General features: G+C 69.2%; 17 protein-coding genes. 5 read left to right on the top strand and 12 right to left on the bottom strand.

Annotated elements, in window-relative coordinates:
• The first annotated feature begins 244 nt into the window (after positions 1–244).
• Complete coding sequence (locus LXB15_RS04655; RefSeq protein WP_233951250.1) at positions 245–1246, top strand: glutathione S-transferase family protein; 1002 nt, start codon at positions 245–247, stop codon at positions 1244–1246.
• Positions 1247–1250: 4 nt separating this feature from the next.
• Here LXB15_RS04655 and LXB15_RS04650 read toward each other — a convergent pair whose 3' ends face one another.
• A complete protein-coding gene (locus LXB15_RS04650; RefSeq protein ID WP_233951249.1) occupies positions 1251–1712 on the bottom strand; it encodes an NUDIX domain-containing protein in 462 nt (153 codons plus the stop codon).
• Positions 1713–1761: 49 nt separating this feature from the next.
• Between LXB15_RS04650 and LXB15_RS04645 the strand changes: the two genes are divergently transcribed.
• Positions 1762–2742, top strand: coding sequence for a metallophosphoesterase (locus LXB15_RS04645; RefSeq protein WP_370640173.1), 981 nt, complete (start codon positions 1762–1764; stop codon positions 2740–2742).
• 167 nt (positions 2743–2909) lie between these two features.
• Here the strand turns inward: LXB15_RS04645 and LXB15_RS04640 are convergent, their stop codons facing one another.
• The 7 genes from LXB15_RS04640 to LXB15_RS04610 all read right to left on the bottom strand — a co-directional run bounded on the left by LXB15_RS04640 (position 2910) and on the right by LXB15_RS04610 (position 12534).
• The gene (locus LXB15_RS04640; protein ID WP_233951247.1) at positions 2910–3527 is read right to left on the bottom strand and encodes a hypothetical protein; all 618 of its coding nucleotides are present in this window, start codon (positions 3525–3527) and stop codon (positions 2910–2912) included.
• An 83-nt stretch (positions 3528–3610) separates the two neighbouring features.
• Entirely contained in the window at positions 3611–4399 is a 789-nt protein-coding gene (locus tag LXB15_RS04635) for an alpha/beta fold hydrolase (protein WP_233951246.1), read from the bottom strand.
• Positions 4396–6063 carry a thiamine pyrophosphate-binding protein gene (locus LXB15_RS04630; RefSeq protein ID WP_233951245.1) on the bottom strand — a complete coding sequence of 556 codons (1668 nt, stop codon included), beginning with the start codon at positions 6061–6063 and terminating at the stop codon, positions 4396–4398. The genes LXB15_RS04635 and LXB15_RS04630 overlap by 4 nt, the downstream gene beginning before the upstream one ends.
• The gene (gene leuA, locus LXB15_RS04625) at positions 6060–7748 is read right to left on the bottom strand and encodes a 2-isopropylmalate synthase (RefSeq protein WP_233953048.1); all 1689 of its coding nucleotides are present in this window, start codon (positions 7746–7748) and stop codon (positions 6060–6062) included. The genes LXB15_RS04630 and leuA overlap by 4 nt, the downstream gene beginning before the upstream one ends.
• 420 nt (positions 7749–8168) lie before the next feature.
• Entirely contained in the window at positions 8169–9233 is a 1065-nt protein-coding gene (locus LXB15_RS04620; RefSeq protein WP_233951244.1) for a sensor histidine kinase, read from the bottom strand.
• A gap of 184 nt (positions 9234–9417) precedes the next feature.
• Positions 9418–10281, bottom strand: a complete 864-nt coding sequence (locus tag LXB15_RS04615) for a cation diffusion facilitator family transporter (protein WP_233953047.1) — start codon at positions 10279–10281, stop codon at positions 9418–9420.
• A 63-nt stretch (positions 10282–10344) separates the two neighbouring features.
• On the bottom strand, positions 10345–12534 hold the full coding sequence (locus tag LXB15_RS04610) for an anthranilate synthase (protein WP_233951243.1): 2190 nt from the start codon (positions 12532–12534) through the stop codon (positions 10345–10347).
• 416 nt (positions 12535–12950) lie between these two features.
• Here LXB15_RS04610 and LXB15_RS04605 point away from each other — a divergent pair, with 416 nt between their 5' ends.
• From LXB15_RS04605 to LXB15_RS04595, 3 genes are all read left to right on the top strand, one after another.
• Positions 12951–14525 carry a glucan biosynthesis protein gene (locus tag LXB15_RS04605; protein ID WP_233951241.1) on the top strand — a complete coding sequence of 525 codons (1575 nt, stop codon included), beginning with the start codon at positions 12951–12953 and terminating at the stop codon, positions 14523–14525.
• A 195-nt stretch (positions 14526–14720) separates the two neighbouring features.
• Positions 14721–15701, top strand: a complete 981-nt coding sequence (locus LXB15_RS04600; RefSeq protein ID WP_233951239.1) for an ABC transporter substrate-binding protein — start codon at positions 14721–14723, stop codon at positions 15699–15701.
• 98 nt (positions 15702–15799) lie between these two features.
• Positions 15800–17413, top strand: a complete 1614-nt coding sequence (locus LXB15_RS04595; protein WP_233951238.1) for an iron ABC transporter permease — start codon at positions 15800–15802, stop codon at positions 17411–17413.
• A 7-nt stretch (positions 17414–17420) separates the two neighbouring features.
• Here the strand turns inward: LXB15_RS04595 and LXB15_RS04590 are convergent, their stop codons facing one another.
• The 4 genes from LXB15_RS04590 to putA all read right to left on the bottom strand — a co-directional run bounded on the left by LXB15_RS04590 (position 17421) and on the right by putA (position 25173).
• The gene (locus LXB15_RS04590) at positions 17421–18515 is read right to left on the bottom strand and encodes an ABC transporter ATP-binding protein (RefSeq protein ID WP_233951237.1); all 1095 of its coding nucleotides are present in this window, start codon (positions 18513–18515) and stop codon (positions 17421–17423) included.
• Between the two features lie 107 nt (positions 18516–18622).
• Positions 18623–19645 (bottom strand): potassium channel family protein, encoded by a 1023-nt coding sequence (locus tag LXB15_RS04585; RefSeq protein WP_233951235.1) that lies wholly within the window; start codon positions 19643–19645, stop codon positions 18623–18625.
• A 420-nt stretch (positions 19646–20065) separates the two neighbouring features.
• Positions 20066–21745, bottom strand: coding sequence for a formate--tetrahydrofolate ligase (locus tag LXB15_RS04580; RefSeq protein ID WP_233951233.1), 1680 nt, complete (start codon positions 21743–21745; stop codon positions 20066–20068).
• Between the two features lie 329 nt (positions 21746–22074).
• Entirely contained in the window at positions 22075–25173 is a 3099-nt protein-coding gene (gene putA / locus LXB15_RS04575) for a bifunctional proline dehydrogenase/L-glutamate gamma-semialdehyde dehydrogenase PutA (protein WP_233951231.1), read from the bottom strand.
• Between the last annotated feature and the right edge of the window lie 85 nt (positions 25174–25258).

Here is a 25258-nt window from a genome sequence, read left to right as displayed (position 1 = left end):
TCCGGCGGACCTTCTGCGAACGACGGCGATCAGTGCGCCGGGCGGCGCGGCCAGGAACGTCGTCGCAGCAGGATCATCGAAAGCCCTCTCGTCGTCAGCCGGTGCTGTTAGCATTGCGCGGCAGGTCGGTCCAGCATCGCGGCCGCCGCCCCGCCCGTTGACGCTCCGTCACGAAGGGGTTCGGAACGGCGCGCGGCGTCTCCTGTTAGACTGGTACGACGCAAGCGATGACGGGAATGGCGCAATGGGACTTCTGGTCGACGGAAAATGGCAGGACCAATGGTACGACACCAAGTCCACCGGCGGCAGCTTCGAGCGGACCAAGACGGTGTTCCGCAACTGGATCACCGCCGACGGCGGCCCCGGCCCCGATGGCCAGAAGGGCTTCAAGGCCGAGCCGGGCCGCTATCACCTCTATGTCTCGCTCGCCTGCCCCTGGGCGCATCGCACGCTGATCGTGCGCCGGCTGAAGCAGCTCGAGGACGTCATCTCGCTGTCCGTCGTCGACTATCTGATGGGTGACGAGGGCTGGACCTTCTCGGACCGTCCCGGCGCCATTCCCGACAGCGTGCTCGGCAAGCAGCGGCTCTACGAGGTCTATCTGGAGGCCGATCCGCACTTCACCGGCCGCGTCACCGTGCCGGTGCTCTGGGACAAGCAGACCGGCACGATCGTCAACAACGAGTCGGCCGAGATCATCCGCATCCTCAACACCGCCTTCGACGAATGGGGCGATGCGTCGGTGGACATCACGCCGCAGGCACTGCTGCCGGAGATCGATGCCATCAACGAATTGGTCTACGACCGGGTCAACAACGGCGTCTACAAATGCGGCTTCGCCACCACGCAGAAGGCCTATGAACGGCCTTTCCGGGCCCTGTTCGAGACGCTGGACCAGCTGGAGGACCGGCTGTCGCGGCAGCGCTATCTGGTCGGGAGCGATGCCCCGACGGAGGCCGACTGGCGGCTGTTCACGACACTGATCCGGTTCGACGCGGTCTATCACGGCCACTTCAAATGCAACCTGCGGCAGATCGCCGACTATCCGAACCTGTTCAGCTACCTGCTGGAGCTCTACCAGACCCCGGGGATCACCGAGACGGTGAATTTCGAGCACATCAAGGGCCACTATTATCAGAGCCACACCATGATAAACCCGACCGGCATCGTGCCGCTCGGCCCGGATCAGGATCTCGACCGGCCGCACGGGCGGGACCGCCTGCCGGCGGGACGGGCCGCCGCCTGACCGGCTACCAGTGCGGATCCGTCGGCGCCTCGCCGCGAAGTTCCGCCAGCCGCCGGCGCGTCGCGTCGGTGGTGCCCGCCGGCAGCGCATCCGGCGCGAAGAACCCCGCCTCGGCGATCTCCGCGTCGGGCGTTTTTTCGGCGGCCTGGCGGAAGGCGCCGCAGCGATAGAGCAGGACGTGGTCGCGGTTCGAGGCGTTGCGGTTGAAGAACACCGAGAACAGCTCGGGCGGCGCATCGAGCTCGATATTGCCTTCCTCGAAGATCTCGCGCGTCAGCGCCTCGATGGCGGTCTCGCCGGGTTCGACGCCGCCGCCGGGCATGTACCACCCCGAGACATAGGTATGCCGCACCAGGAAGATCCGGCCGCCGGGATCGAAGATGGCCGCCCGCACGCCGAGGGTCACCGGCCGCGCCACGAGATGCACGCCGTGCAGAAGCTTGATCAGCGGTTTCTCGAACAGCATCGATTCCCTCGCAGGCCCGGGCCTACCAATCGCAGTGCCATGAACTAGGATGGCAGTAATGTTCCGCCTTGCCCATCTTTCAGACATCCATCTGGGCCCGCTGCCTGCCCTGTCCATCCGCGAACTCGCCTCGAAGCGCGTGACGGGCTACGTCAACTGGCACCGCAACCGCCGGCGGGTGATGTTCGGCGACACGCTCACCGACCTGGTCACGGACATCAAATCCGAGGCGCCGGACCACATCGCCGTGACCGGCGACCTGGTCAACCTGGCGACCGAGACCGAGACCATCGCCGCCCGCATCTGGCTCGAGGAACTCGGCCTGCCGCGCGACGTCTCGGTGGTGCCCGGCAATCATGACGCCTACGTGCCGGGGGCGCTGAAGCGCGCCTACAAGGAGTGGCACGAGTACATGCTGGGCGACAATCCGCTGTCGGCCGTCGGCAATTCCTTCCCGTATCTGCGGGTCCGCGACAATGTAGCGATCTTCGGCGTATCCACCGCCGAGGCGACGGCGCCGTTCATGGCCACCGGCACGTTCAAGCGCGGCCAGGCCCTGCACCTCGCGCGCCTCCTCGACAACTGCCGGGCGACCGGCCATTTCCGCGTCGTGCTGATCCACCATCCGCCGGTGTCGGGCGCCGCCGCCTGGCACAAGCGGCTGGTCGGCAAGCAGTTCTTCTACAAGGTGATCCACGAGGTCGGCGCCGATCTCGTGCTGCACGGCCACACGCATCTCGACACGCTGCACTGGCTGCGGGGACCGGACCACATGGTTCCGGTGGTCGGCGTGCCGTCTGCGAGCCAGAGCCCCGGCGGCACCAACCCGGCCTCGCGCTACAACCTGTTCGAGATCGAGGGCAGGCCGGGCAAGTGGTCGCTCGTCCAGCGCGAGCGCGGCGCCCGCAAGGAGGCTCCCGGCATCGACTGGATCCGCGAACGCGAGCTGCTGTCGAGCGGCCGGGCGGTCAGGGCGGCGCCGCGCGATGACGCCCGGGCGGCACGCGAGCCGCAGGACGCCGCCGGCTGACACCCGGCCGGGATCTGATTGCGTTCTCTTTTCCGCGGTTCCCCGTCGAACCAGGCGCCCCTCTCCCCCCTTGAGGGGGAGAAAGCGATTTCATCGGCTTAGCGCCGAAGGTGCTAAGCGATAGAATTCGCAAGAGAGGGGTTTGCGCATCCGCGGCCCGCCATCAGTCAGCCGATCGAGACGCCCTGGTAGGAGGCGATGGCGAGCAGGATGCCGGCGCCGATGACCACGCCGATCATCAGCCAGGTCAGCGCCACGACGACGTCGGCCGCACGGCTCGGCGGCGTCGGCACGCGCAGCGGCTCGTCGTTGGCGGGCGTCTTGGCGGGGCGGGCGGGGCTGATCATCCGCTCGTTCAGCCCGTCTTCCGCCGCGAAGGCCTTGTCGCGCTCGACGATGCGTTCGGCGACGTAGTCGGTGACACGGTCGGCGATCACTCGCGGCTCGGCGGCCTCCATCAGCACGACCCGTCCGAGGCGGGTCTCGCGCACCAGCCGATAGGTGCGACGGTCCCGCGCCATCATGACGTTGGCGGTGCCGTCGATCCACAGGCGCGGATGCATGCCGCCAGAAATGGTGAAGTCGAAGAGATCCTCGCCCGGCGGCAGTTCGTCGAGCAGCGGCTGCAGTTCCTCGGCGAGGATCTCCAGCCGGGCCCGGTCGGCCTCGCGGATGTCGACCACGACGTCGGAGCGATGCGCGGCGGCGATCTTCGCCTTCCGCACGGCATCGGCCAGGCGTTTCGTGCCCATCAGGGAGGCCGCATTGTCCTTGCCTTCGCCCATCACCGGCAACCTCGAATCCGCTTCGTTAACGCCGCCTTCACCTTATCCAGCTTTCCCCATGGAAGAAACCGCGGTCGCGTCGATCAGTCGCCGGCTGCCGGATTTCCCTCTGCCACGGCGGCCCGGATCACCGCGGCGCAGGCATCGGGCGCCTCCAGCATCGGCATGTGGCCGACGCCGTCGAGGCGGTGGACGACGAAGCCCGAGGGCAGGCCGTCCGCCTGGGCGATCGGCGTGACCGGGTCTTCGCGGCCCCAGATCAGGTGGATCGGCCGGTGCTTCTCGGCGATCGCCGGCAACGGCAGCACGCCCTGCCCACCGCCGGGAAACAGCGTGTCGAAGATCCGGCGCATCGATGCGCGCGCTTCCGGCGTCCGCTCGCCGAGGCCGGAAGCGACATCCGCCGGCGGCTGCCAGCCCGGCGCGCCCATACGGCCGAGGGCGCGCCGCAGCGGCTCGCCCGCCGGCGCCTCCATGACGGCGCGGATCGGGCCCGTGCCGATCTCCGGCCCGAAGCCGCCGGGCGACAGCAACGTCAGGGAGGCGATGCGCTCCGGCGCAAAGAGGCAGGCGAGCGCGGCAGCGGCGCCGCCCATCGAGTGGCCGACGAGATGCGCCGCGGCGATCCCGCGCGCGTCGAGCTCGGCCAGCACCGCGCGCGCTGCCACCTTGGCCGGGCCGGCGCCGGGATAGTCCACCGACCGCCCGTGGCCGGGCAGGTCGAAGGCGATGGTGGAGCGCTCGATGTCGCCGAGCGCGGCACGCACCGCCGTCCAACTCGCCGCCCGCCCGTCGAAGCCGTGCAGGAAGACGATCGGGGCGCCCTCGCCGGCGCCGTCCTCCAGCGCGAAGAGGCGCGCCCCCGTGCTCACCCGGCGTCGCGCGCCGGCGCAAAGGGCAGCCGCGCGGTGGTGGAGATGCGGTCCGGATCGGTCCGCAGATGCACCAGCGCCGGGACGCCGGCGGCGAGCGCGGCGTCCATCGCGGCCGGGAAGTCGGCCGTCTCGGTCACCATGACGCCGAAGCCGCCATAGCTGCGGGCGAGCGCGGCGAAATCCGGATTGACCAGGGCCGTCGCCGACGGCCGGCCCGGATAGTGCCGTTCCTGGTGCATGCGGATGGTGCCGTACTGGCTGTTGTCGACGACGAGGACGACGACCGCAGCGCCCGCCTGGCAGGCAGTGCCGAATTCCTGCATTGTCATCTGGAAGCAGCCGTCGCCGGCAAAGCACACCACGGTCCGATCGGGATGGCGCAGCTTCGCCGCCACCGCCGCCGGCAGGCCGTAGCCCATCGACCCGGAGGTCGGCGCGAGCTGCGCGGCGCGGTCGGTGAAGCGGTGGTAGCGGTGCAGCCAGCCGGCATAGTTGCCGGCGCCGTTGGTCAGCGTGCTCTTCGCCGGCAGCACCTTTTCGAGATGCGCCATGACGGCGTTTATGTCGACGTAGCCCGGCTGCGCCGCGGCATCGGGTTCGGGCGTCGACCAGGCGAGATAGGCCGCATGCGCGGCCTCCGCCTCGCCCGACCAGGCGACCGTTGCGGAGGCGACGAGCTGCGCCGCCTTGCGCGCAAAGGAAACCGGATCGGCAAGGATCGACAGCGCCGGGTGGTAGAGCCGGCCAAGCTCGGTGTCGTCGGGCAGGACTTGCACGAGGCGCTGCTTCGGCGTCGGCACGTCGAACAGCGTGTAGCCCTGGCTCGGCATCTCGCCGAACCGCGCGCCGACGGCGATGACCAGATCGGAGGCCGCGATGCGCGCCTTCAGCGCCGGCGCGATGCCGATACCGACGTCGCCGGCATAGTTCGGGTGGCGGTTCGGAAACAGCGACTGGCGGCGGAAGGAGCAGGCGACCGGCAGGTGGAAATGCGTCGCGAATTCCTCGATGTCGGCGATCGCCCCGTCGGTCCAGCGCGAACCGCCGAGGATGACGATGGGCGCCGTCGCGTCTTCCAGCATCGCCCAGAGATTCTCGAGCTTCGATTCGGCCGGATGGATCTCGAACGCCTCGACGCGGCTCGGAATGTCGGCGTCCGCCTCGCCGGACAGCGTGTCCTCCGGCAGGGCGACGACGACGGGTCCGGGCGCGCCGTCGAGGGCGATGCGGAAGGCTTCGGCGACGAGGTCGGGCAGTTCGGCAGGGGTCGCCGCCTCGAACACCGCCTTGGCCATGCCGCCGAACATCTTGTCGTAGTCGACCTCCTGGAAGGCGCCGCGCCCGCGGAACTCGGTCGGCACCTGGCCGATGAACAGGATCATTGGCGTCAGGTCGTGGGCGGCGACGTGGACTCCCGCGGAGGCGTTCGTCGCGCCGGGGCCGCGGGTGACGAAGACGATGCCGGGCCGGCCGGTGAGCTTGCCGTCGGCCTCCGCCATCATCGCGGCGCCGCCCTCCTGCCGGCAGAGGACGGTGTCGATGCCGCTGTCGAAGAGCGCGTCCAGTACCGGGAGATAGCTCTCCCCGGGCACGCAGAACACGCGGTCGACGCCCTGCGCTTCCAGGGCGCGGACGAGGAGGACGCCCCCCTCCACGGTCACTTCATCGCTCCGACGATGCGGTTGGCGGCCGAGACGATGCCCTGCAGCGAGGCCGTGACGATGTTCTTGTTGATGCCGGCGCCGAACAGCCGCCCGCTGCCGAGCCCTTCGCCCTGGTATTCGATGTCCATGTAGGAGATCGCCGAGGCGTTGGAGCCGTGCTGGAGCGAGTGCTCGGAATAGTCGGCGACCGACATCTCGATGCCGAGATGGCGCGACAGGGCGTCGACGAAGCCGTCGATCGGTCCGGTGCCGCGGCCGGTGATCGTCACCTCCCGGTCGCCGTCGACGATCGTCGCTTCGAGCAGCCGTTCGCCGCGATGCTCCGGATCCGGCAGCGTGTGATGGTCGAGGAAGCGGATGCGCGCGCCCGGCTGCTCGACATAGAGCTCGATGAACCGGTCGTAGATCCGCTTCACCGGCAGTTCGCGGCCTTCCTCGTCGGTGATCCGCTGAATGTCCTCGCGGAACTCCATCTGCAGGTTGCGCGGCAGGTTGAGGCCGTAATCGGCCTGCAGCACGTATGCGATGCCGCCCTTGCCGGACTGCGAGTTGATCCGGATGATCGCCTCGTAGCTGCGCCCGACATCCTTCGGGTCGATCGGCAGGTAGGGCACTTCCCAGAGTTCCTTGTTGGCGGTCTTGCGCGCCTTCATGCCCTTGTTGATGGCGTCCTGGTGCGAGCCGGAGAACGCCGTGTAGACCAGCTCGCCGACATAGGGGTGGCGCTCCGGGATGGCCAGCTGGTTGCAGTACTCGTAGACGTCCTTGATCTTGTTGATGTCGGTGATGTCGAGGCCGGGGTCGATCCCCTGCGTGAACATGTTCAGCGCCAGCGTCACGAGGTCGACATTGCCGGTGCGCTCGCCATTGCCGAACAGCGTCCCCTCGACCCGGTCGGCGCCGGCCATCAGGCCGAGCTCGGTCGCAGCGACCGCGGTACCGCGGTCGTTGTGGGGATGCAGCGAGACGATGAGGTTCTCGCGGTTGTCGAGCTGGCGGCACATCCACTCGATCTGGTCGGCATGGATGTTGGGCGTCGACATCTCGACCGTTGCCGGCAGGTTGAGGATCAGCTTGTTGTCGGCGGTGGGCCCGATGATCTCGGCAACCGCGTTGCAGATCTCCGCGGCGAACTCGAGTTCGGTGCCGGTGAAGCTCTCCGGCGAATACTCGAAGCGGTAGCCGCCGCCGGCCTTCGCCGCCATGTCGGTGATCAGCTTGGCGGCGTCGGTGGCGATTTGCTTGATGCCGGCGCGGTCCTTCTGGAACACGATGCGGCGCTGCAACTCGCTGGTCGAGTTGTAGAAATGCACGATCGGCCGCACCGCACCCTCGAGCGACTCGAAGGTCCGCTGGATCAGCTCCGGCCGGCACTGGACCAGCACCTGCAGCGACACGTCCTCGGGCGTGTCGCCCTCCTCGATGCACCAGCGGGCGAAGTCGAAGTCCGTCTGCGAGGCCGACGGGAAGCCGATCTCGATCTCCTTGAAGTTCATCTCCTTCAGGAGCCGGAAGAACCGCGCCTTGCGGTCGTGGCCCATCGGGTCGACCAGCGCCTGGTTGCCGTCGCGCAGATCCACCGAACACCAGATCGGCGGGGCGGTGATGGTCTTCGACGGCCAGGTGCGGTCGGGCAGGTCGACCTGGCCGTAGGGCTGGTACTTGCGGGAGGCGAGCGGCATCGACGCGGTGCGGCCGGCCGGCTGCGCGGCGTCGGCGACGGGCGGGATGGCGGGACTGACGGACATGGTTCTGACCTTCATCTCGGGCCGATTCCGGCGGCGGCGACAAAGCGCGCTTCGGACCGGGTCATCGGCAATTGCAACACGGATGTAAAGATTGAGGGGCAGAGCGCGGGAGCCGGAAGGTCCCTCTGCGCGCCGGCTCGACCGCCGGACGCCCCTTCGATCAACGGGTCCGACGGCCGCCGATAAGCAGTCCAAGAAGCAGGGCGACCGAGCGCAGGCTGCCGACGGAGGCGGCAGCGGCGAAGAACGCGGAAGGGGCGCGCATCGAGGTCATGGCGGCGAAGCTAACCGGAAACACCGCCGAAGCAAGCGAAAAAACGTCGTGGTCCCGGACGGCATCCGCCCACGCCCGCTTCAGGCGGCATGCCCCGCAAGCTCCGGCGCCGACTGCGAGACGAAGCGAAGCGTCGACACCGCCCCGTCCTGATTGCTGATATCGAGGCGCCCGCCGACCTGCTGGGTCAGCGACACGACGATGCGCATGCCGAGATTGCGCGAGGAGGCGGGCGAGAAGCCGGCCGGCCAGCCCGGCCCGTCATCGGCGACCCGCAGGAAGACCGGCACGCCCTCGCCTTCCTTGCCCACGCCATCACGGCCCAGCGTGACCCGGATCGAGCCGGCTCGTCCGGGCACCCTGCCATGTTCGATGGAATTGGAGATCAGCTCGGTGGCGATCAGGCCGATCGGCACCGCCATGTCGGCGGAGAGTTCGACGGTCTCCACGTCGACCTCGTAGCGCACGCCCTCGACGCCCGAGGCCTCAAGCAGGTCCGGCCCGAGCTGGGCCAGATACGGGCCCATGTCGAGCGTCTGCTTGCCGGGGTCGTGCAGCTGCCGCTGGATCTTGGAGATCAGCCCGATCCGGGCGGAGGCCTGCTGCAGCACGGCCGTCGCTTCCGGGTTGGTCGTGCCGCGCGACTGGGCGTTGAGCAGGGCCGAGACGACGCCGAGATTGTTGGAGACCCGGTGCTGCATCTCCTGGAACAGGAGATCGCGCTCGCCGGCATAACGGCTCGCGGCTTCCTTCTCGATCGTGACGCGCTGCAGGGCGAGCTGCATCCAGTAGATCAGCACGATGTCGACCGTGACGATGAACACGTAGAAGCCGAGCGCCAGCACCGAGCCGCCGGTCAGCACGAAGGAGTCGAAGGGCGGGATGAAGAAGTACCAGGATGCCACACCGCCGGCCAAGGCGACGAGGACACCGGGCCCGATCCCGGCCAGGAAGGCGGTGATGATCACCGCCGGAAAGAACGACAGATAGGGAAAGCCGATCGGCAGCTGCTCATCCAGCTCGTAGCGGATCGCGAAGGCGACGACGAAGGCGGCGACCGCAAACACCCAGCGCAGCACCGGACGCTCGCTGAGCGAGGTGCGGGCCAGCAATGCCTGGATACCCTTCAGCCTGGACGGCGCCAACCCTGTCAAAACGTCCCCTCGATCCCCGTATCCGTGACGCACTGCCACCGACAGCCGCGCCGTTCATCGAACGGCCACCGCTGTCGTCGTTTCTCGTTTCCGGAAAAATCCGCCGCACGGAACATAGCGTAAACTTCGCCATGCAACGCAACAAAATTCGCCATCCGGCCAGAGAAAAGCGGTACTACAGCACCGGCACGCCGGTCTGCTTGGCCTCGGCTTCGGGCTCGACGTGGATCAGTACCCGCGCGCCCTGGAACTCCTGCTTGAGCGCGTCCTCGATGCGGTCGCATATGTCGTGTGCGGCGCCGACCGTCATCGCCTCCGGCACCACCATGTGGAACTCGATGAACATCGCCCGGCCGGCCAGCCGCGTCTTCAGGTCGTGCACTTCGAGGGCGCCGTCGGCATTGGCGGAGATGAGGTCGCGCACCTGCGCCTCCTCGCCCGGATGCATCGCCTGGTCCATCAGGCCGGACAGCGAGCTGGTCACGACCAGATAGCCCTCGCGCAGGATGTTGAGGGCGACGAGGGCCGCCATGAGCGGGTCGAGGATCGACCAGCCGGTGGCGGTGGCGACGAGCAGGCCGCCGATCACCCCCACCGAGGTGACGACGTCGGCCATGATGTGACGCCCGTCCGCCGCCAGTGCCGGCGAGCGCTTCTCGGCGCCGCGGCGGATCAGGTAGAGCGCCCAGGCGGCGTTGATCGTGGTGGCGGCGGCGTTGATGGCGATGCCGGTGAGCGGCGCCTCCATCGTGCGCGGCACGAGGTAGGCCCCCCAGGCCTCGCGCAGGATCAGCATGGCCGCGACGACGATCAGCACGCCCTCGACGACGGCCGAGAAGTACTCGGCCTTGGTATGCCCGAAATGATGATCGCTGTCGGCCGGCTTGTAGCTGAGCGACACCGCCCACAGCGCGATCAGGCCCGCCACGACGTTGACGATCGATTCCATCGCGTCGGAGAACAGCGCGACGGAGCCGGTGACGTAATAGGCGGCGTACTTGATCCCGAGGACGACGAGCGCCACCAGGACCGACACCATGGCGATGCGCTTGACCAGCGTCGCGCCGCCGTCCCTTGGCTCGTCGGTCACTATGCTCACGTCTCAGGCTGCCTTGATGCGGGCGCGGCGCGGCAGCTTGGCGACGATGTTCTCGATCATGCGCATGCCGGCGTCGCCGCCGAGGCTCATGATGCTTTCGGGGTGGAACTGCACCGCCGCGACCGGCTCGGTGCGATGCTCGAAGGCCATGACGATGCCGTCGTCGGTCTCGGCAGTGACCTCGAACTCCTTCGGCAGGCGCACCGGATCGGCGAAGATCGAGTGGTAGCGCCCGACCGTGACCTCGCTGGGCAGGCCCTGGAAGATGATGCCGGGACTGGAGACGCGGATGCGTGACGGCTTGCCATGCACCGGCAGGTGCAGCGTTCTGAGCGAGCCGCCATAGGCTTCGGCCAGCGCTTGCAGGCCGAGGCAGACGCCGAAGATGCCGGCGCCGTGGGCGCGCGCAGCGGCGATCGTGCCCTTGCAGTCGAAGTCGGAGGGACGGCCGGGCCCGGGCGACAGCACGACGAGGTCCGGGTCGATCCGCTCGAACACTTCCGCCGGCACCGGCGTGCGCACCGTCGAGACGGTGGCGCCGGTCTGGCGGAAATAGTTCGCGAGCGTGTGGACGAAGGAATCCTCGTGGTCGACGAGCAGGACGCGGATCCCTTCCCCGACCCTGGCGGTATGCCGCTCGCCGCCGACCGGGCCGGCGGCGCCCGCCTCGCGGATGGCGCCGAGCAGCGCCGAGGCCTTGAGCTCGGTCTCGGCCTCTTCTTCCTCGGGATTGGAATCGTAGAGCAGCGTCGCGCCGGCGCGCACCTCGCCGATGCCGTCCTTCAGCCGGATGGTGCGCAGGGTCAGGCCGGTGTTCATGTCGCCGTTGAAATGCACCATGCCAACGGCGCCGCCATACCAGGCGCGCGGGCTCTTCTCGTGGCTCTCGATGAAGCGCATCGCCCATAGCTTCGGCGCGCCGGTGACGGTCACCGCCCAGGCATGCGAGAGGAACGCGTCGAACGCGTCCATGCCGTCGCGCAGCCGACCCTCGATATGGTCGACCGTGTGGATCAGGCGCGAATACTTCTCGATCTGGCGGCGGCCGATCACCTTGACCGAGCCCGGCTCGCAGACCCGGCTCTTGTCGTTGCGGTCGACGTCGGAGCACATGGTCAGCTCCGACTCGTCCTTCTTGGAGTTGAGCAGCTTCAGGATCTGCTCGGAGTCGGCGATGGCGTCCTCGCCGCGCTTGATCGTGCCGGAGATCGGGCAGGTCTCGACCCGCCTTCCGTTCACCCGCACGAACATCTCGGGACTGGCGCCGATCAGGAACTCGTTGTCGCCGAGATTGACGAAGAACGAATAGGGCGACGGGTTCACCGCCTTCAGGCGGCGGGAAATCTCCGACGGCCGATGCTCGGCGCGCTCGTAGAAGACCTGGCCCGGCACGACCTCGAAGAGGTCGCCGCGGATGAACTTGTCCTTGGCGGCGCGCACCAGCTCGGCATACTCGCCGGGCCGGTGGTCGCCGCGCGGCGGGATCCGGTCGGACGGCACGAAGGGCGCCGGCTCGCCGCCGCCGGCGAGGCCGTCGGTCGAGACGCCGTCGTGGGCGAAGGCATAGCGGGTCAGCACGGCGCTCGCCGAATAGTGGTCCACCGACAGGACCTCGTCCGGCAGATACAGCACCAGGTCGCGGCCGGCGGGATCGCGGGGCAGCACCTCGGCGACCGGGTCGAACTGGAAGGCGAGATCGTAGCCGAAGGCGCCGTAGAGGCCGAGCTGGCTGTCGTCGTCGGCCCTGAACAGCGAAACGATCGAGCGCAGCACCGAGAAGACGGTCGGCATGCGCGAGCGCTCTTCCTCGGTCACCGCGCCGGAAGGCATCGAGATGGTGAGGTCGATGCGGGCCGCCTGGCGCTCGAGATGCGCGATGTCAGGATGGTCCGCGAGCGCGTCGGCGACGAAGCCCAGCAGCACCTCGCCACGCGGATTGAGCGCCTCGATCCACATCGAACGGCCGCGCGAGGCCAGCACCAGCGGCGGATCGACGAAGGCGACGTCCTGGCGCGTGTAGCGGCCGGGATATTCGTAGTTGGAGAACAGCACCGCGCCCCGGCGGTCGTCCAGCCAGTCGAAATACGGCTCGATCGCGCCTTCATAGGCCACGACCCGCCGGCTGCGGGTCACCACGATGCCGCCCGCGGTGACGTACCGCTCGCGCTCGTCTTCGGTCTGCTCGATCACCATGCGTTTTCTCCGGGTCTAGGGCACTTCGGTGCGGGTCTCGGTCCCGGACCCCTGGCGACAAAGCAAAAAGGCCGCCGGATGATCCGAGGCGGCCTTGAGGTACTGATCACGTGCGTGATGGTCCGGCCGCTAAGAGCGCGTCCGCCACCAGTTCATCGCAAGGATCGTCCGTGTGTTCATGCCAAACCGATAGCCGAGGCAGCGGCGGAGAGCAAGGCTCCGCCACGAAGCAAGCAGCGAAGGGCGTGGCGGCGACCCGATCGACGTCGCCGGCATCGCAACGCCGACCGGTGCGGCAAATCCGCCACGCTATTGCCCCAATGCCGCGTCGGTATCGCGGCCTTCTTGCCGGAGGGGCGCCGGAGGGGACGATCGATCGTGCCGGCCTCGCTCCGCTGCGAGCGAAGGGACGCAAGATGAAATCTCCTCTCACGCGCCGCGAGGTTCTCGCGGGGCTGACGGCACTTGGTGTCGTGCGACTGCCCGGACCGGCCCATGCGGCGGACGGGCCCCTGCAACTGGAAGACCCGAGGCCGTTTTCGTTCGACGCGCTGGCCGACAGGGCCCGGCGCCTCGCGGCCGAGCCGTACGTCCCGCCGCAGGTGCGCGGCGGCGGGATCCTCGACCGGATCGACTTCGACGCGCACTGGAAGATCAAATACCGAGCCGACGCGCTGCTCGACGTCGCGGACGGCAAGGCGCCGGTCAGCCTGTTCCATCTCGGCCGCTACTTCCAGATCCCGGTGAACATCCACCTCGTCGATGGCGATCAGGCACGCCAGCTGGTCTACGACGAGGCGCTGTTCGACATGCCGGCCGACAGTCCGGCCCGCGACCTGCCGCACGACGTCGGTTTCGCCGGCTTCCGGGTGATGGGCCAGAACGCCACCGCCGACTGGCTGGCCTTTCTCGGCGGCTGCTATTTCCGCAGCGCCGGCGAGCTGAACCAGTACGGCCTGTCGGCACGCGCCGTCGCGGTCGACGTCGCCATGCCGACGCCGGAGGAATTTCCCCGCTTCACCGACTTCTATCTCGGCCCGCCGAGCTCGCCGGAGCATGATCTCTCGATCACCTGCCCGCTGGACAGCCAGCGCATGACCGGCGTGGTGAGGATCGATGTCGGCAAGCGCGGCCGGGTGATCATGGACATACAGGCGCGCTTCTTCGCCCGCGCCGACATCGACCGCGTCGGGCTGGCGCCGCTGACCTCGATGTTCTGGTATTCCGAGACCGACCGTGACCGGCGCATCGACTGGCGGCCGGAGGTGCACGATTCCGACGGGCTGGCGATCTGGACCGGCGCCGGCGAGCGGATCTGGCGGCCGCTGAACAATCCCGCCCGCGTGATCACCTCCAGCTTCGCCGACCGCGACCCGAAGGGCTTCGGCCTGATGCAGCGCGACCGGAGCTTTCAGTCCTACGAGGACGACGGGGTGTATTACGACCGCCGGCCGAGCCTCTGGGTCGAGCCCAAGGGCGGCTGGGGCCCCGGCAGCGTCCAACTGGTCGAGATTCCCACGGACGACGAGATCCACGACAACATCGTCGCTTCCTGGGTGCCGGAGAAGCCGTTCCGGCGCGGCGACGCCATTGCCCTCGACTACCGCCTGATCTGGTCGAAGGACGACCCCTACCCGCCAGCGGTCGCCACGGTCAGCGCCACCCGCATGGGCCGGGGCGGCATTCCCGGCCAGCCACGCCCGGCTGACGCCTCGAAATTCGCCGTCGATTTCGACGGCGGCAAGGTGGCGGCGCTCGCCCGCGACGCGACCGGTGTCGAGGCCGTGGTCACCGCCTCGCGCGGCACGCTGTCGCGGATCGACGCCTACTCGGTGAAGGTCGGCACCGCCTGGCGTTCGACCTTCGACCTCACCGTCGACGGCACCGAGCCGGTGGACCTGCGGCTTTATCTCGTGCGCAACGGCGAGGTGCTGACCGAGACGTGGCTCTGCCAGTATCTGCCGCTGCAGTCCGCACGCGGCGGCGCCTAGCGGGCGGCGGTCCTTCGCGCCTGGCCTGAACCGCGCTGCAACGGCGCGGCCGGGCCGGGCGACCGCGGGCGCGGCCGCGGCGATCGCGGCGAGGCTTGTCGGACCTTCATCAAGCTGTCACAGGCAATGCGTTAGTCGCCCGGTCAACGGGCGCATTCGCGCCTTGACGCGAACGCTATCCGAGGAGACCGCCCGATGACCCGCAAGCTCGCCCTGTTGGCCGCCTTTGCCGCCACCCTCTCCTCCGGCGCCGCCTTCGCCCAGTCGGGCAGCCTGGTGCTCTACACCAGCCAGCCCAACGAGGATGCGCAGGCCACCGTCGACGCCTTCGAGGCGAAGTACCCCGATGTCGACGTGCAGTGGGTGCGCGACGGCACGACCAAGGTGATGGCCAAGCTGCAGGCCGAGTTCGCCGCCGGCGCCCCGCAGCCGGACCTGCTGCTCATCGCCGACAGCGTCACCATGGAAGGGCTGAAGCGCGACGACCGCCTGATGCCCTACACGGACGCCGATACGACCGGCTACGAGGCCGGGCTGCACGACGCGGATGGCACGTATTTCTCGACCAAGCTGATCACCACCGGCATCGTCAACAATACCCGCTCCGAGATGACGCCCGCCTCCTGGAAGGACCTCGTCAAGCCGGAGGCCGAGGGCCAGGTGACGATGCCGAGCCCGCTCACCTCGGGCGCGGCGCTGGTCCATCTCGCGGCGATCACCCAGAATGCCGATCTCGGCTGGGACTATGTCGAGGCGCTGGCGGCCAACGGCGCGACGGCGGCCGGCGGCAATGGCGGCATCCTCAGGGCCGTCGCCGGCGGCGAGAAGGCCTATGGCGTCGTCGTCGACTATCTGCCGATCCGTGAGGCCGCGAACGGCGCGCCGGTGAACTTCGTCTTCCCCGCGGAAGGCGTCACCGCCGTCACCGAGCCGGTGGCGATCCTCAAGACCGCCAAGAACCCGGAAGCCGCCAAGGCCTTCGTCGACTTCCTGCTCAGCGAGGAAGGCCAGAAGCTCGCCGCCAGCCAGGGCTACCTGCCGGCCCGCGACGGCATCGATGGCCCGGCCGGCTTCCCGGCGCGCGACACGATCAAGCTGATGCCGTTCGACGCCGCCAAGGCGCTTGCGGACGAGGAAGCCAACAAGCAGCGCTTCGCCGAGATCTTCGGCGGCTGACGCTGAGCCGCGTCACCGACAATGCGAGACGGCTGAACGGCGAGAGCATCACTCTCGCCGTTCTCGTCGTTTTCGTCGGCCTGGTCAGCGTGCTGCCGGTGGCGCGCCTGGCCTTCGAAGCCTTTGTGCCCGGCGGCACGCCCGACCTCGCCAACGTCCGCTCGGTGCTCACCGCCCGCTCGACCTGGACCGCCACCTGGAACTCGCTGGTCACCGCGACGCTCGGCACCGCGCTCTCGCTTGGCCTCGGCACGCTGTTCGCGCTGCTGGTCGCGCTCACCGACATTCGCGGCAAGGCGGCTTTGGTGTTCTGCTTCCTGCTGCCGCTGATGATCCCGCCGCAGGTCACGGCGCTGTCCTGGGCGCAGCTGGCGGGTCCCGCCAGCCCGCTGCTGATCACCCTCGGCCTCGCGCCGCCGCTCGGCGCCTCCAACCCGCTCTACAGCGCCGAAGGGATCGTGCTGCTGCTCGGCATTCAGCACGCGCCGCTGGTATTCCTGGCGGTGCGCGCCGGGCTGCGCGGCCTGCCGCGCGAGATGATCGAGGCGGCGCGGGCCTGCGGCGCCAAGCGGCTGCGCGTGATGGCGAGCATCGTGCTGCCGATGATGACGCCGCCGCTGGTCGCCGGCGGGGCGCTGGCCTTCGTCTCGGCCGTCGGCAATTTCGGCATTCCGGCGCTGCTCGGCATCCCGGCCGGCTTCACCGTGCTGCCGACGCTGATCTACCAGCGGCTGGCAAGCTTCGGGCCGTCGATCATCTCGGACGTCGCGGTGCTGTCGATCGTCGTCGGCGCGCTCGCCTTCGTCGGCTTCGCGGTGCAGGCCCTGGTCATCGGCAAGCGCGACTATCGCAGCGTCGGCGCGCCCTCGCAGGCGCTGCGCTACGCGCTCGGGCTCTGGCGGCTGCCGGCGGAAATCCTCGCCTGGACGATCATCGTGGCGATCCTGGTGGTGCCGCTCGCGGCGCTGCTTGCCACCTCGCTGGTGACCGCCTACGGCGTGCCGCTGACCGTCGAGACGGTGACGCTCGGCAACTATGCCGAGGTGCTGCTGCGCCAGGACGCGACGATCCGCGCCTTCCGTAACTCGTTCCTGCTCGCCGCCGGCGCGTCGCTGGTACTGATGGCGGTGTGCGTGCCCTTCGCGGCCTTCATCGTCTGGCGCCGCAGCCGCTTCCTCGACGCGATGGCGATGACGGCGGAAGTGCCCTACGCCCTGCCCGGCATCGTCCTCGGCGTCGCGGCGATCCTGCTCTTCGTCGTGCCGCTGCCGCTGGTCGGCATCAGCCTCTACAACACGATCTGGATCATCTTCTTCGCCTATCTGGCGCGGTTCCTGACCCTGTCGCTGCGGCCGGTGATCGGCGCGGTGCAGCAGACCGACCGGGCGCTGGAGGAGGCCGCCAGGATGGCCGGGGCGCGCTACTGGTTCCGGCTGCGCACCGTCATCCTGCCGCTGCTGGCGCCGGCGGCGGCGGCCGGAGCGATCCTCACCTTCATGACCAGCTTCAACGAACTGACCGTCTCGGCGCTGCTCTGGTCGGCGGGCAACGAGACGCTGGGCGTTGTCGTCTTCAATCTCGACGATTCTGGCGCGACGGTGCTGGCCTCGGCGGTGGCGGCGGTGACGGTGGTGGCGATCGTCGCGATCATGGGCGTGACGGCGCTGGCGGCGCGGAAACTGCCGCGCGGCGTCCTGCCCTGGGCCGACTGACGCCGTCTCAGGCGGCGCGCGCGGCGGGAACGCCCGACGCGATACCCGGCAGCAGCCAGCCATCCCGGACGGCGACGCGGACCTCGGTTCCCGCCGCAACGAGACGCGGTGCCCAGACCGGCAGGAGCTGGCCAGGAGCGGCCGCCGGCGCCACCTCCAGCAAAGCGTGCGAGCCCTTGAACGTCGCCTTGGCGACGCGCGCGGCAAAGCCTTCCCCGTCCGACACCACCAGATGTTCCGGCCGCAGGCACAGCCGCGCGGTCGCGCCGGCCGGCGCCAGCGTGGCGGGATCGGCCCGCACCTCCGCCTCATGGCCGAACAGCGCGACCCGGGCCCTGCCGGAAGCCGCCGGGCCGACGAAGCGGCAATCCACCACCGAGCCGTTGCCGACGAAGCGGGCGACAGCCTCGCTGGCGGGCTCGCCGTAGAGCGTCACCGGGTCGCTCACCTGCAGCACGCGGCCGGCTTCCATCACCGCGACGCGGTCGGCCATGGCCATCGCCTCGGCCTGGTCGTGGGTGACGTAGACCATCGTCGCCTTGGTGCGTTCGTGGAATTCCTTGAACGTGTCCTCCATGGCGGCGCGCAGGTTGACGTCGAGATTGGCCAGCGGCTCGTCGAGCAGCACCACCGCCGGATCCATCGCCAGGCACCGCGCCAGGGCGACGCGCTGGCGCTGGCCGCCGGAGAGATCGGCCGGCCGCCGCGCCTCGAAGCCGGAGAGGTCGACGGCGGCGAGCGCCGCGGCGACCTTGTCGGCCTTCGCCGCGCCCCTTATGCCGCGCACCCGCAGCGGATAGCCGACATTCTCGCCGACATTCATGTGCGGCCACAGCGCGTAGGACTGGAAGACGATGCCGACATTGCGGTCCTCGGGCGGCACGTGCCGACCCTCACCCGCCATCACGGTGCCATCGAAGCGGATCGACCCGGCGGACAGCGTGTCGAAGCCGGCAATCAGCCGCAGCAGCGTGGTCTTGCCGCAGCCGGACGCGCCGAGCAGCGCCACGAACTCCCCCGCCGCGATCTCCAGCGAGACGCCGTCGACGGCCGCGGCATCGCCGAAACGCTTGGTGACGGCGGAGAGAGAGATGGCGGACATGAAATTCTCGTCTTGGCGGGAATGGTGGGCACGAGGATAAAGGTCGCCGGCCCCGGTTGCGAGAGGCATTCGGGATCAGCGCGGCCGATCGCGGGCAAGCGGTTCCCCTAGCGCGAGGAGAACTGGTCCTCCATCCGCCGCTGCCATTCGGGCGACAGGATGATCCGGTCGATCTCGACGCGCAGCCGCTCGGACCCGACGTGGAACAGCGGCATGGCGACGGTGCCGGCGAAGCGCTGCACGCTCTTGGATCCGGCGGCGCTCTTGGCTGCCTGGTAGGGATAGGCGATCCGGTCGATCTCGTCCGCGTCGAGCGCATCCATGGCCTGATCGAGACTGGCGAAGCTGGTCAGCGTCTGGGCCGCCTTCAGGTCGCTCTCGGGCACCGCTCCGTCCGCGACGAAGCCGACGCGCTGATCCGCGATCGCGTCCTCGAGGCTGGGACCGCTGCCCTTCTGACCGGTGAGCGAAACCAGATAGGCGGTCAGGATGGCGGTCAGCGCCATGGAAAACAGCATCCAGATCATCGCGATGGCGCGTCCGCCCAACGTCTTCGGCACGAGGTCGCCATAGCCGATCGTCGTCGCGGTGACGCCGGCCCACCAGAACCCGTCGCCGATACCCTTGATGCTGGATTCCCGCGACGCGAGGTCGCCGTCGCCGGATTTCTCGACCAGCCAGAAGATCGTGCCGACCACCAGCAACAGGACGCTGAGCATGCCGACGACCTTGAGGAAGCCGAGATTGAAGAGGCCGGCAAGCCCCTCGATGAAGCCCGGGCCGCTCGACGCGCCCGGCGCGCCGATCAGGCCGATCGGGTCGACATGAAACGGCAGGCTGCGCCGGACGCTGTCGGCGACCTGCGGATCGGCATAGACCGGAAACACCGCCTGCATGGACCCGATCTCCGTCTGGCGGCCGGCCGCGACGAGCCGGTAGTAGAGGCCGGCGGCATCCGCCGCCTCACGAAACAGGTCGACCGCCGGTCCGCTCCAGTTGCCGTCCCCGTCCTGCGTCGCATAGGGCGCCATCTCGACGACGCCCACCTCCTGCGCCTGGGCGCTCGTCCCTGGCAGGCTGAAGGTGGCGAGGAAGGCGAGACCGGCGAGGAACCGGAGAAATCTTGGCATGAGAGAGACGGACCTGATGAGAGGATTAACGCGAGCGGGTGAGCCTTTCCAACAGCAACAGGCCCATGAGGCAACGGTGTCGGCGCTGTCGCGATCCATGATTTGGCACGTGGGTACATAATTTGACGCGCGGATAGATGAGGCGCGCGATCTCGGGGCGGCCGCGATCAGCCTCACCCTTCCCCACGGGCGTCATCCTCGGGCTTGACCCGAGGACCCATTCCTCTGCGCCGACACCGCGAGAACCGTGCAGAGGATCCCCAACGAACCTGAAGCAGGTAGCGCGTCCTCGGCGCCGATTTGGCGGCGGCAACAGCTTGGCATGAATCCTCGGGTCAAGCCCGAGGATGACGCGCTGTTGGGGGTTCGGCGCCAATCGCCGTCAGGCAGCCGAGCCTGATACGGGCCCAGCGCGCCCCCTCAGAACAGTCCCTCGATCTCCCCCGCCTCGTTCAGCCGGATGGTCTCGGCCGCCGGCTTGGAGGGAAGGCCCGGCATGGTCATGATCTCCCCGCAGATCGCGACGACGAAGCCGGCGCCGGCGGAGAGGCGGACTTCCCGGACGTGGACGGCGAAGCCCTCCGGCGCGCCGCGCAGGGTCGGGTCGGTGGAGAAGGAATACTGGGTCTTGGCCATGCAGACCGGCAGCTCGCCGTAGCCGGCGTCTTCCCAGGCCTTGAGCTGGTCGCGCACCGCCTTGTCGGCGGTGACCTCGGCGCCGCGGTAGATGCGCCGGACGACGGTCTCGATCTTCTCGAACAGGCCGAGCCGGTCGGGATAGAGCGGGGCGAACTGCGCGACGCCGCTGTCGGCGAGCCGGGCCACCTTTTCGGCCAGTTCGGTGATGCCGGCCGAGCCGTCGGCCCAGTGGCGGCAGACCACCGCCTCCTCGCCCATCTCCGCGACATAGGCCTTGATCGCCTCGAGTTCGGCCTCGGTGTCGGTGCCGAAATGGTTGATCGCGACGATGGCGGGGACGCCGAACTGGCGGATGTTCTCGATATGCCGGCCGAGATTGGCGCAGCCGGCGGTCACCGCCGCGACGTTCTCGGCGCCGAGATCAGCCTTGGCGACGCCGCCGTTCATCTTCAGCGCCCGGACGGTGGCGACGATGACCGTGGCGGCCGGCTTCAGCCCGGCCTTGCGGCACTTGATGTCGAAGAATTTCTCCGCCCCGAGATCGGCGCCGAAGCCGGCCTCGGTGACGACGTAGTCGGCGAGCTTCAGCGCCGTGGTGGTGGCGACGACAGAGTTGCAGCCATGCGCGATGTTGGCGAACGGGCCGCCATGCACGAAGGCCGGGTTGTTCTCCAGCGTCTGGACTAGATTGGGTTGCATCGCATCCTTGAGCAGCACCGCCATCGCGCCGTCGGCCTTGAGGTCGCGGGCGAAGACCGGCGTCTTGTCGCGGCGATAGGCGACGACGATGGCGCCGAGGCGCTGCTCGAGGTCGGCGAGGTCCCGGGCTAGGCAGAGGATCGCCATCACCTCGGAGGCGACGGTGATGTCGAAGCCGCTTTCGCGTGGAAAGCCGTTGGCGACGCCGCCGAGCGAGGCGACGATGCCGCGCAGCGCCCGGTCGTTCATATCCATCACCCGGCGGAAGGTGATGCGGCGGGTGTCGATCTCGAGCGCGTTGCCCCAGTAGACGTGGTTGTCGATCAGCGCGGCAAGCAGGTTGTGCGCCGTGGTGATGGCGTGGAAGTCGCCGGTGAAATGGAGGTTCATGTCCTCCATCGGCACGATCTGGGCATAGCCGCCGCCCGCCGCGCCGCCCTTCATGCCGAAATTCGGCCCGAGCGAGGCTTCGCGGATGCAGACCGCCGCGCGCTTGCCGATGCGGTTGAGCCCGTCGCCGAGACCGACCGTGGTGGTGGTCTTGCCCTCGCCGGCCGGCGTCGGGTTGATCGCGGTGACGAGGATGAGCTTGCCGTCCGGCCGGTCCGCCAGCGACTTGATGAAGCCGGCGGCGATCTTCGCCTTGTCGTGGCCGTAGGGCACGATGTCGGCTTCCTCGATGCCGAGGCGCGCGGCGATCTCGCGGATCGGCTTCTTCTGCGCGGCCCGCGCGATCGCGATGTCGGATGTGAACTCGGCCAAGCGTCTCGTCTCCCGATTCCCACTTTTCTTGTTGCCGGCGACCTTAGGCAGCAAGGCGCGGAAACGCTACCGGGCAGCGCGGTGAAGAATTCTGAATGGCGGCCTAAGATCTCGCACTGCAACGAAGAAGCCCGGGCGCAGGGCGCACCGGGCTCCTCGTCTGTCAGTCTGCCCGTCCGCGACATTGGGAGGAAAATGTCGGCATGCCGGCCAGTTCGCGGCGTTGCGAGGCTCGAGCGATTGGGAGGATCTCGCGGGCCTCAGCAGGTCTTGTTGCCGCAACGTCAGCACCATAGCGCAAGTTGCAGCCGCTGTCTGTTACTCGTTTGCTACGATTCCATTGCGATCAGGCTGGCATTGCCCCCCGCCGCGGCGGTGTTGACCGACACCACCTGCTCGCGGGCGAAGCGGGCGACGTAATTGGGGCCGCCGGCCTTCGGCCCGGTGCCGGAAAGGCCGGAGCCGCCGAAGGGCTGCGAGCCGACGATGGCGCCGATCATGTTACGGTTGACGTAGACATTGCCGACCGTCAGCCGCTCGCGCACACGCCGCGCCACGTCGTCGATGCGGCTGTGGATGCCGAGCGTCAGGCCGTAGCCGGTGCGCTCGATCTGGTCGCAGACCGCGTCGAGCCCGCCGGCCTTCCAGCGCACCACGTGAAGGATCGGGCCGAAGACCTCGCCCGGCAGCGCTTCCGCCCGGTCGAGTTCGACGATGTGCGGCGCGATCCAGTGTCCTTCCGACGGCAGGCCGTTCGGCAGCGCCCCGGCGAAGCGGATGCGTTGCTCGCGGCCCATGCGGTCGAGGTGCTCACGCAGCATGCCGTGCTGCGCGGCATCGATCACCGGGCCCATGTCGGTGGCGATATCCCGGGGATCACCGACGGTGAGCTCTGCCGCGGCGCCGGCAATCATCTCCACCATCGCGTCCGCGACCTCCTCCTGCACGAACAGGAGCCGCAGCGCCGAGCAGCGCTGGCCGGTCGAGCGGAAGGCCGACATCACCACGTCGTCCGCCACCTGCTCGGGCAGCGCCGTCGCATCGACGATCATCGCGTTGATGCCGCCGGTCTCGGCGATCAGCGGCGCGATCGGGGCGTTGCGGGCGGCGAGCGCGCGGTTGATGGCGAAGGCCGTATCGGTCGAGCCGGTGAAGGCGACGGCGGCCGTCGCCGGATGCGCGACGAGCGCCGCGCCGGCCTTGCCGTCGCCGGGGGCGAGGTAGAGGCTCGTGGCGGGAAAGCCCGCCTCGTGCAGCATGCCGACGGCGACGGCGGCGACCAGCGGCGTCTGCTCGGCCGGCTTGGCGACGACGACATTGCCGGCTGCCAGCGCCGCGGCGACCTGGCCGGTGAAGATCGCCAGCGGGAAGTTCCACGGCGAGATACAGACCGCGACGCCACGCGAGCGGTACTGCAGCACGTTCTCCTCGCCGGTCGGGCCGGGCAGGAAGGTCGGCGCGCCGAACAACCGCTCGGCCTCGGCGGCGTAGAAGCGCAGGAAATCGACCGCCTCGCGGATCTCGGCTATGCCGTCGTCGACGGTCTTGCCGGCCTCGCGCGCCAGGAGGTTCATCAGCAGGCCCTCTCGCGCCTCCATCAGGTCGGCGGCCTTGCGCAGCCACGTCGCGCGCGTCGCTGCCGGGACGGCTTCGGCGGCGCGGACATGGCGGGCTGCTTCGCCGACCAGGGCGGTCGCCGCGTCGGCGCCGAGCGCATGGACGCGGCCGATCGGCGCGCCGTCGACGGCGGAGCGGACGGTCGCCGGCGCGTCGGCCGCGGCGCCAGGCCAGGCACAGCGCGCCGTGACGTCCAGCGGCCCGGCGGCATCGCGCCCGGCGAGGAAGCGACCCAGCGCCTGGCGGTCGCCGAAGGCGACGCCGGCGGAGTTCTGCCGCGGCGCGAAGACGTCGCGCGGCAGGGCGATCTTCGGATGCCGGGCCGGGCCGTCGGCAAGCAGGTCGCGCGGGCGTTGCAGCAGCGTCTCGATCGGCACGTCCTCATCCCCCACCTGGGCGACGAAGGACGAGTTGGCGCCGTTCTCGAGCAGCCGCCGGACGAGATAGGCGAGCAGGTCGCGATAGCCGCCGACGGGCGCGTAGATGCGGCAGGCGATGTCGCCGCCGCCCTTCGTCTTGCGCAGCGTCTCGTAGAGCGCCTCGCCCATGCCGTGCAGCCGCTGGAACTCGAAGCCCGTCGGGTTGGCGCCCGCCATTTCCATGATCGTCGCGACGGTCAGGGCGTTGTGGGTGGCGAACTGCGGATAGAGCAGCGGGCGGCGGTCGAGCAGCGCGCGGGCGGCGACGAGATAGGAGAGGTCCGTCGCCGGCTTGCGCGAATAGACCGGATAGCCGGCAAGGCCCTTTTCCTGCGCCAGCTTGATCTCGGTGTCCCAGTAGGCGCCCTTGACCAGCCGCACCATCATCCGGATGCCGGCCGATTCTGCCAGGGCGGCGACATGGTCGATCACCGCCAGCGTGCGCTTCTGGTAGGCCTGGATCGCCAGGCCGAAACCGTCCCAGCCCTTGAAGTCCGAGGCCGCGACGACCGCGTCGATGACGTCGAGCGACAGTTCCAGCCGCTCGGCCTCCTCGGCGTCGATGGTGAGGTTGAGGTCGTAGCCTTTGGCCAAGTTCGCGAGTTCTACGACTTTCGGCACGAGGTCGCGGATCACGGCGTCGCGATGCATCGGCGAATAGCGCGGATAGAGCGCCGACAGCTTCACCGAGATGCCGGGCCGGTCGGGCAGCGCCTTGTTGCCGGCCTTGCGACCGATCGCCTCGATGGCGTCGGCATAGGACTTGAAGTAGCGCGCGGCATCCTTCGCGGTGCGGGCGCCCTCGCCCAGCATGTCGTAGGAGTGGCGGTAGCCCTTCTTCTCGAAGCTTCGCGCCCGGTCGAGCGCGTCGCCGATCGTCTCGCCCAGCACGAAATGCCGGCCGAGGAAGCGCATCGCCTGGCGCGTCGCAGTGCGCACGGCCGGGGCGCCGAGACGCTTCACCAGCGTCTGCATGACGCCCTGCGGCGTCTCGCCCGGCCGGATGATCCGCGCCGAGATGCCGAGCGCCCAGGCCGAGGCGGCGGTCAGCATGCGGTCCTCGTCGCCGTCGTGATGGGCCCAGTCGCCGGCGCCGATCTTGTCCTCGATCAGCCGGTCCTGCGTCGCCGCATCCGGCACCCGCAGCAGCGCCTCGGCGAGGATCATCAGCGCCAGGCCCTCGCGGCTGGAGAGGCCGAACTCGCGCAGGAAATCCTCGACGCCGCCGATGCCGCCGGCCGAGCCGCGGATGCCCTCGATCAGCGCGCGGGCCCGGCGGTCCACCGCCGCCTCGTCGTGGCTCCAGCGGCCGGCCGCCCCGAGCAGCGCCGCGACGGCGGCGGCATCATCCGGTGCGTAGGGGGCGGTGAAAGGCGGGGGCGAAGCCGGCATCGCGTTCTCCTGAAGCGGGGTCGGCGGCACTCTAGCAGGCCGTCCGAGGGCGCTTCTCGCCAAAAAGCGCACGCCGCATGGTGAC

Source organism: Aurantimonas sp. HBX-1, assembly GCF_021391535.1.
Classification (GTDB): Bacteria; Pseudomonadota; Alphaproteobacteria; order Rhizobiales; family Rhizobiaceae; genus Aurantimonas.
This window is presented reverse-complemented; position numbering and strand designations above follow the sequence as displayed.

Excerpts from the sequence above, each read along its gene's own strand:
- LXB15_RS04585 (WP_233951235.1), bottom strand. The coding sequence starts at position 19,645 with ATGCCAAGATTTCTCCGGTTCCTCGCCGGTCTCGCCTTCCTCGCCACC.
- LXB15_RS04605 (WP_233951241.1), top strand. The coding sequence starts at position 12,951 with ATGAAATCTCCTCTCACGCGCCGCGAGGTTCTCGCGGGGCTGACGGCA.
- LXB15_RS04615 (WP_233953047.1), bottom strand. The coding sequence starts at position 10,281 with ATGGTGTCGGTCCTGGTGGCGCTCGTCGTCCTCGGGATCAAGTACGCC.
- leuA (WP_233953048.1), bottom strand. The coding sequence starts at position 7,748 with ATGCCGCTCGCCTCCCGCAAGTACCAGCCCTACGGCCAGGTCGACCTG.
- LXB15_RS04655 (WP_233951250.1), top strand. The coding sequence starts at position 245 with ATGGGACTTCTGGTCGACGGAAAATGGCAGGACCAATGGTACGACACC.
- LXB15_RS04645 (WP_370640173.1), top strand. The coding sequence starts at position 1,762 with ATGGCAGTAATGTTCCGCCTTGCCCATCTTTCAGACATCCATCTGGGC.
- LXB15_RS04610 (WP_233951243.1), bottom strand. The coding sequence starts at position 12,534 with ATGGTGATCGAGCAGACCGAAGACGAGCGCGAGCGGTACGTCACCGCG.
- LXB15_RS04640 (WP_233951247.1), bottom strand. The coding sequence starts at position 3,527 with ATGGGCGAAGGCAAGGACAATGCGGCCTCCCTGATGGGCACGAAACGC.
- LXB15_RS04650 (WP_233951249.1), bottom strand. The coding sequence starts at position 1,712 with ATGCTGTTCGAGAAACCGCTGATCAAGCTTCTGCACGGCGTGCATCTC.
- putA (WP_233951231.1), bottom strand. The coding sequence starts at position 25,173 with ATGCCGGCTTCGCCCCCGCCTTTCACCGCCCCCTACGCACCGGATGAT.
- LXB15_RS04600 (WP_233951239.1), top strand. The coding sequence starts at position 14,721 with ATGACCCGCAAGCTCGCCCTGTTGGCCGCCTTTGCCGCCACCCTCTCC.
- LXB15_RS04590 (WP_233951237.1), bottom strand. The coding sequence starts at position 18,515 with ATGTCCGCCATCTCTCTCTCCGCCGTCACCAAGCGTTTCGGCGATGCC.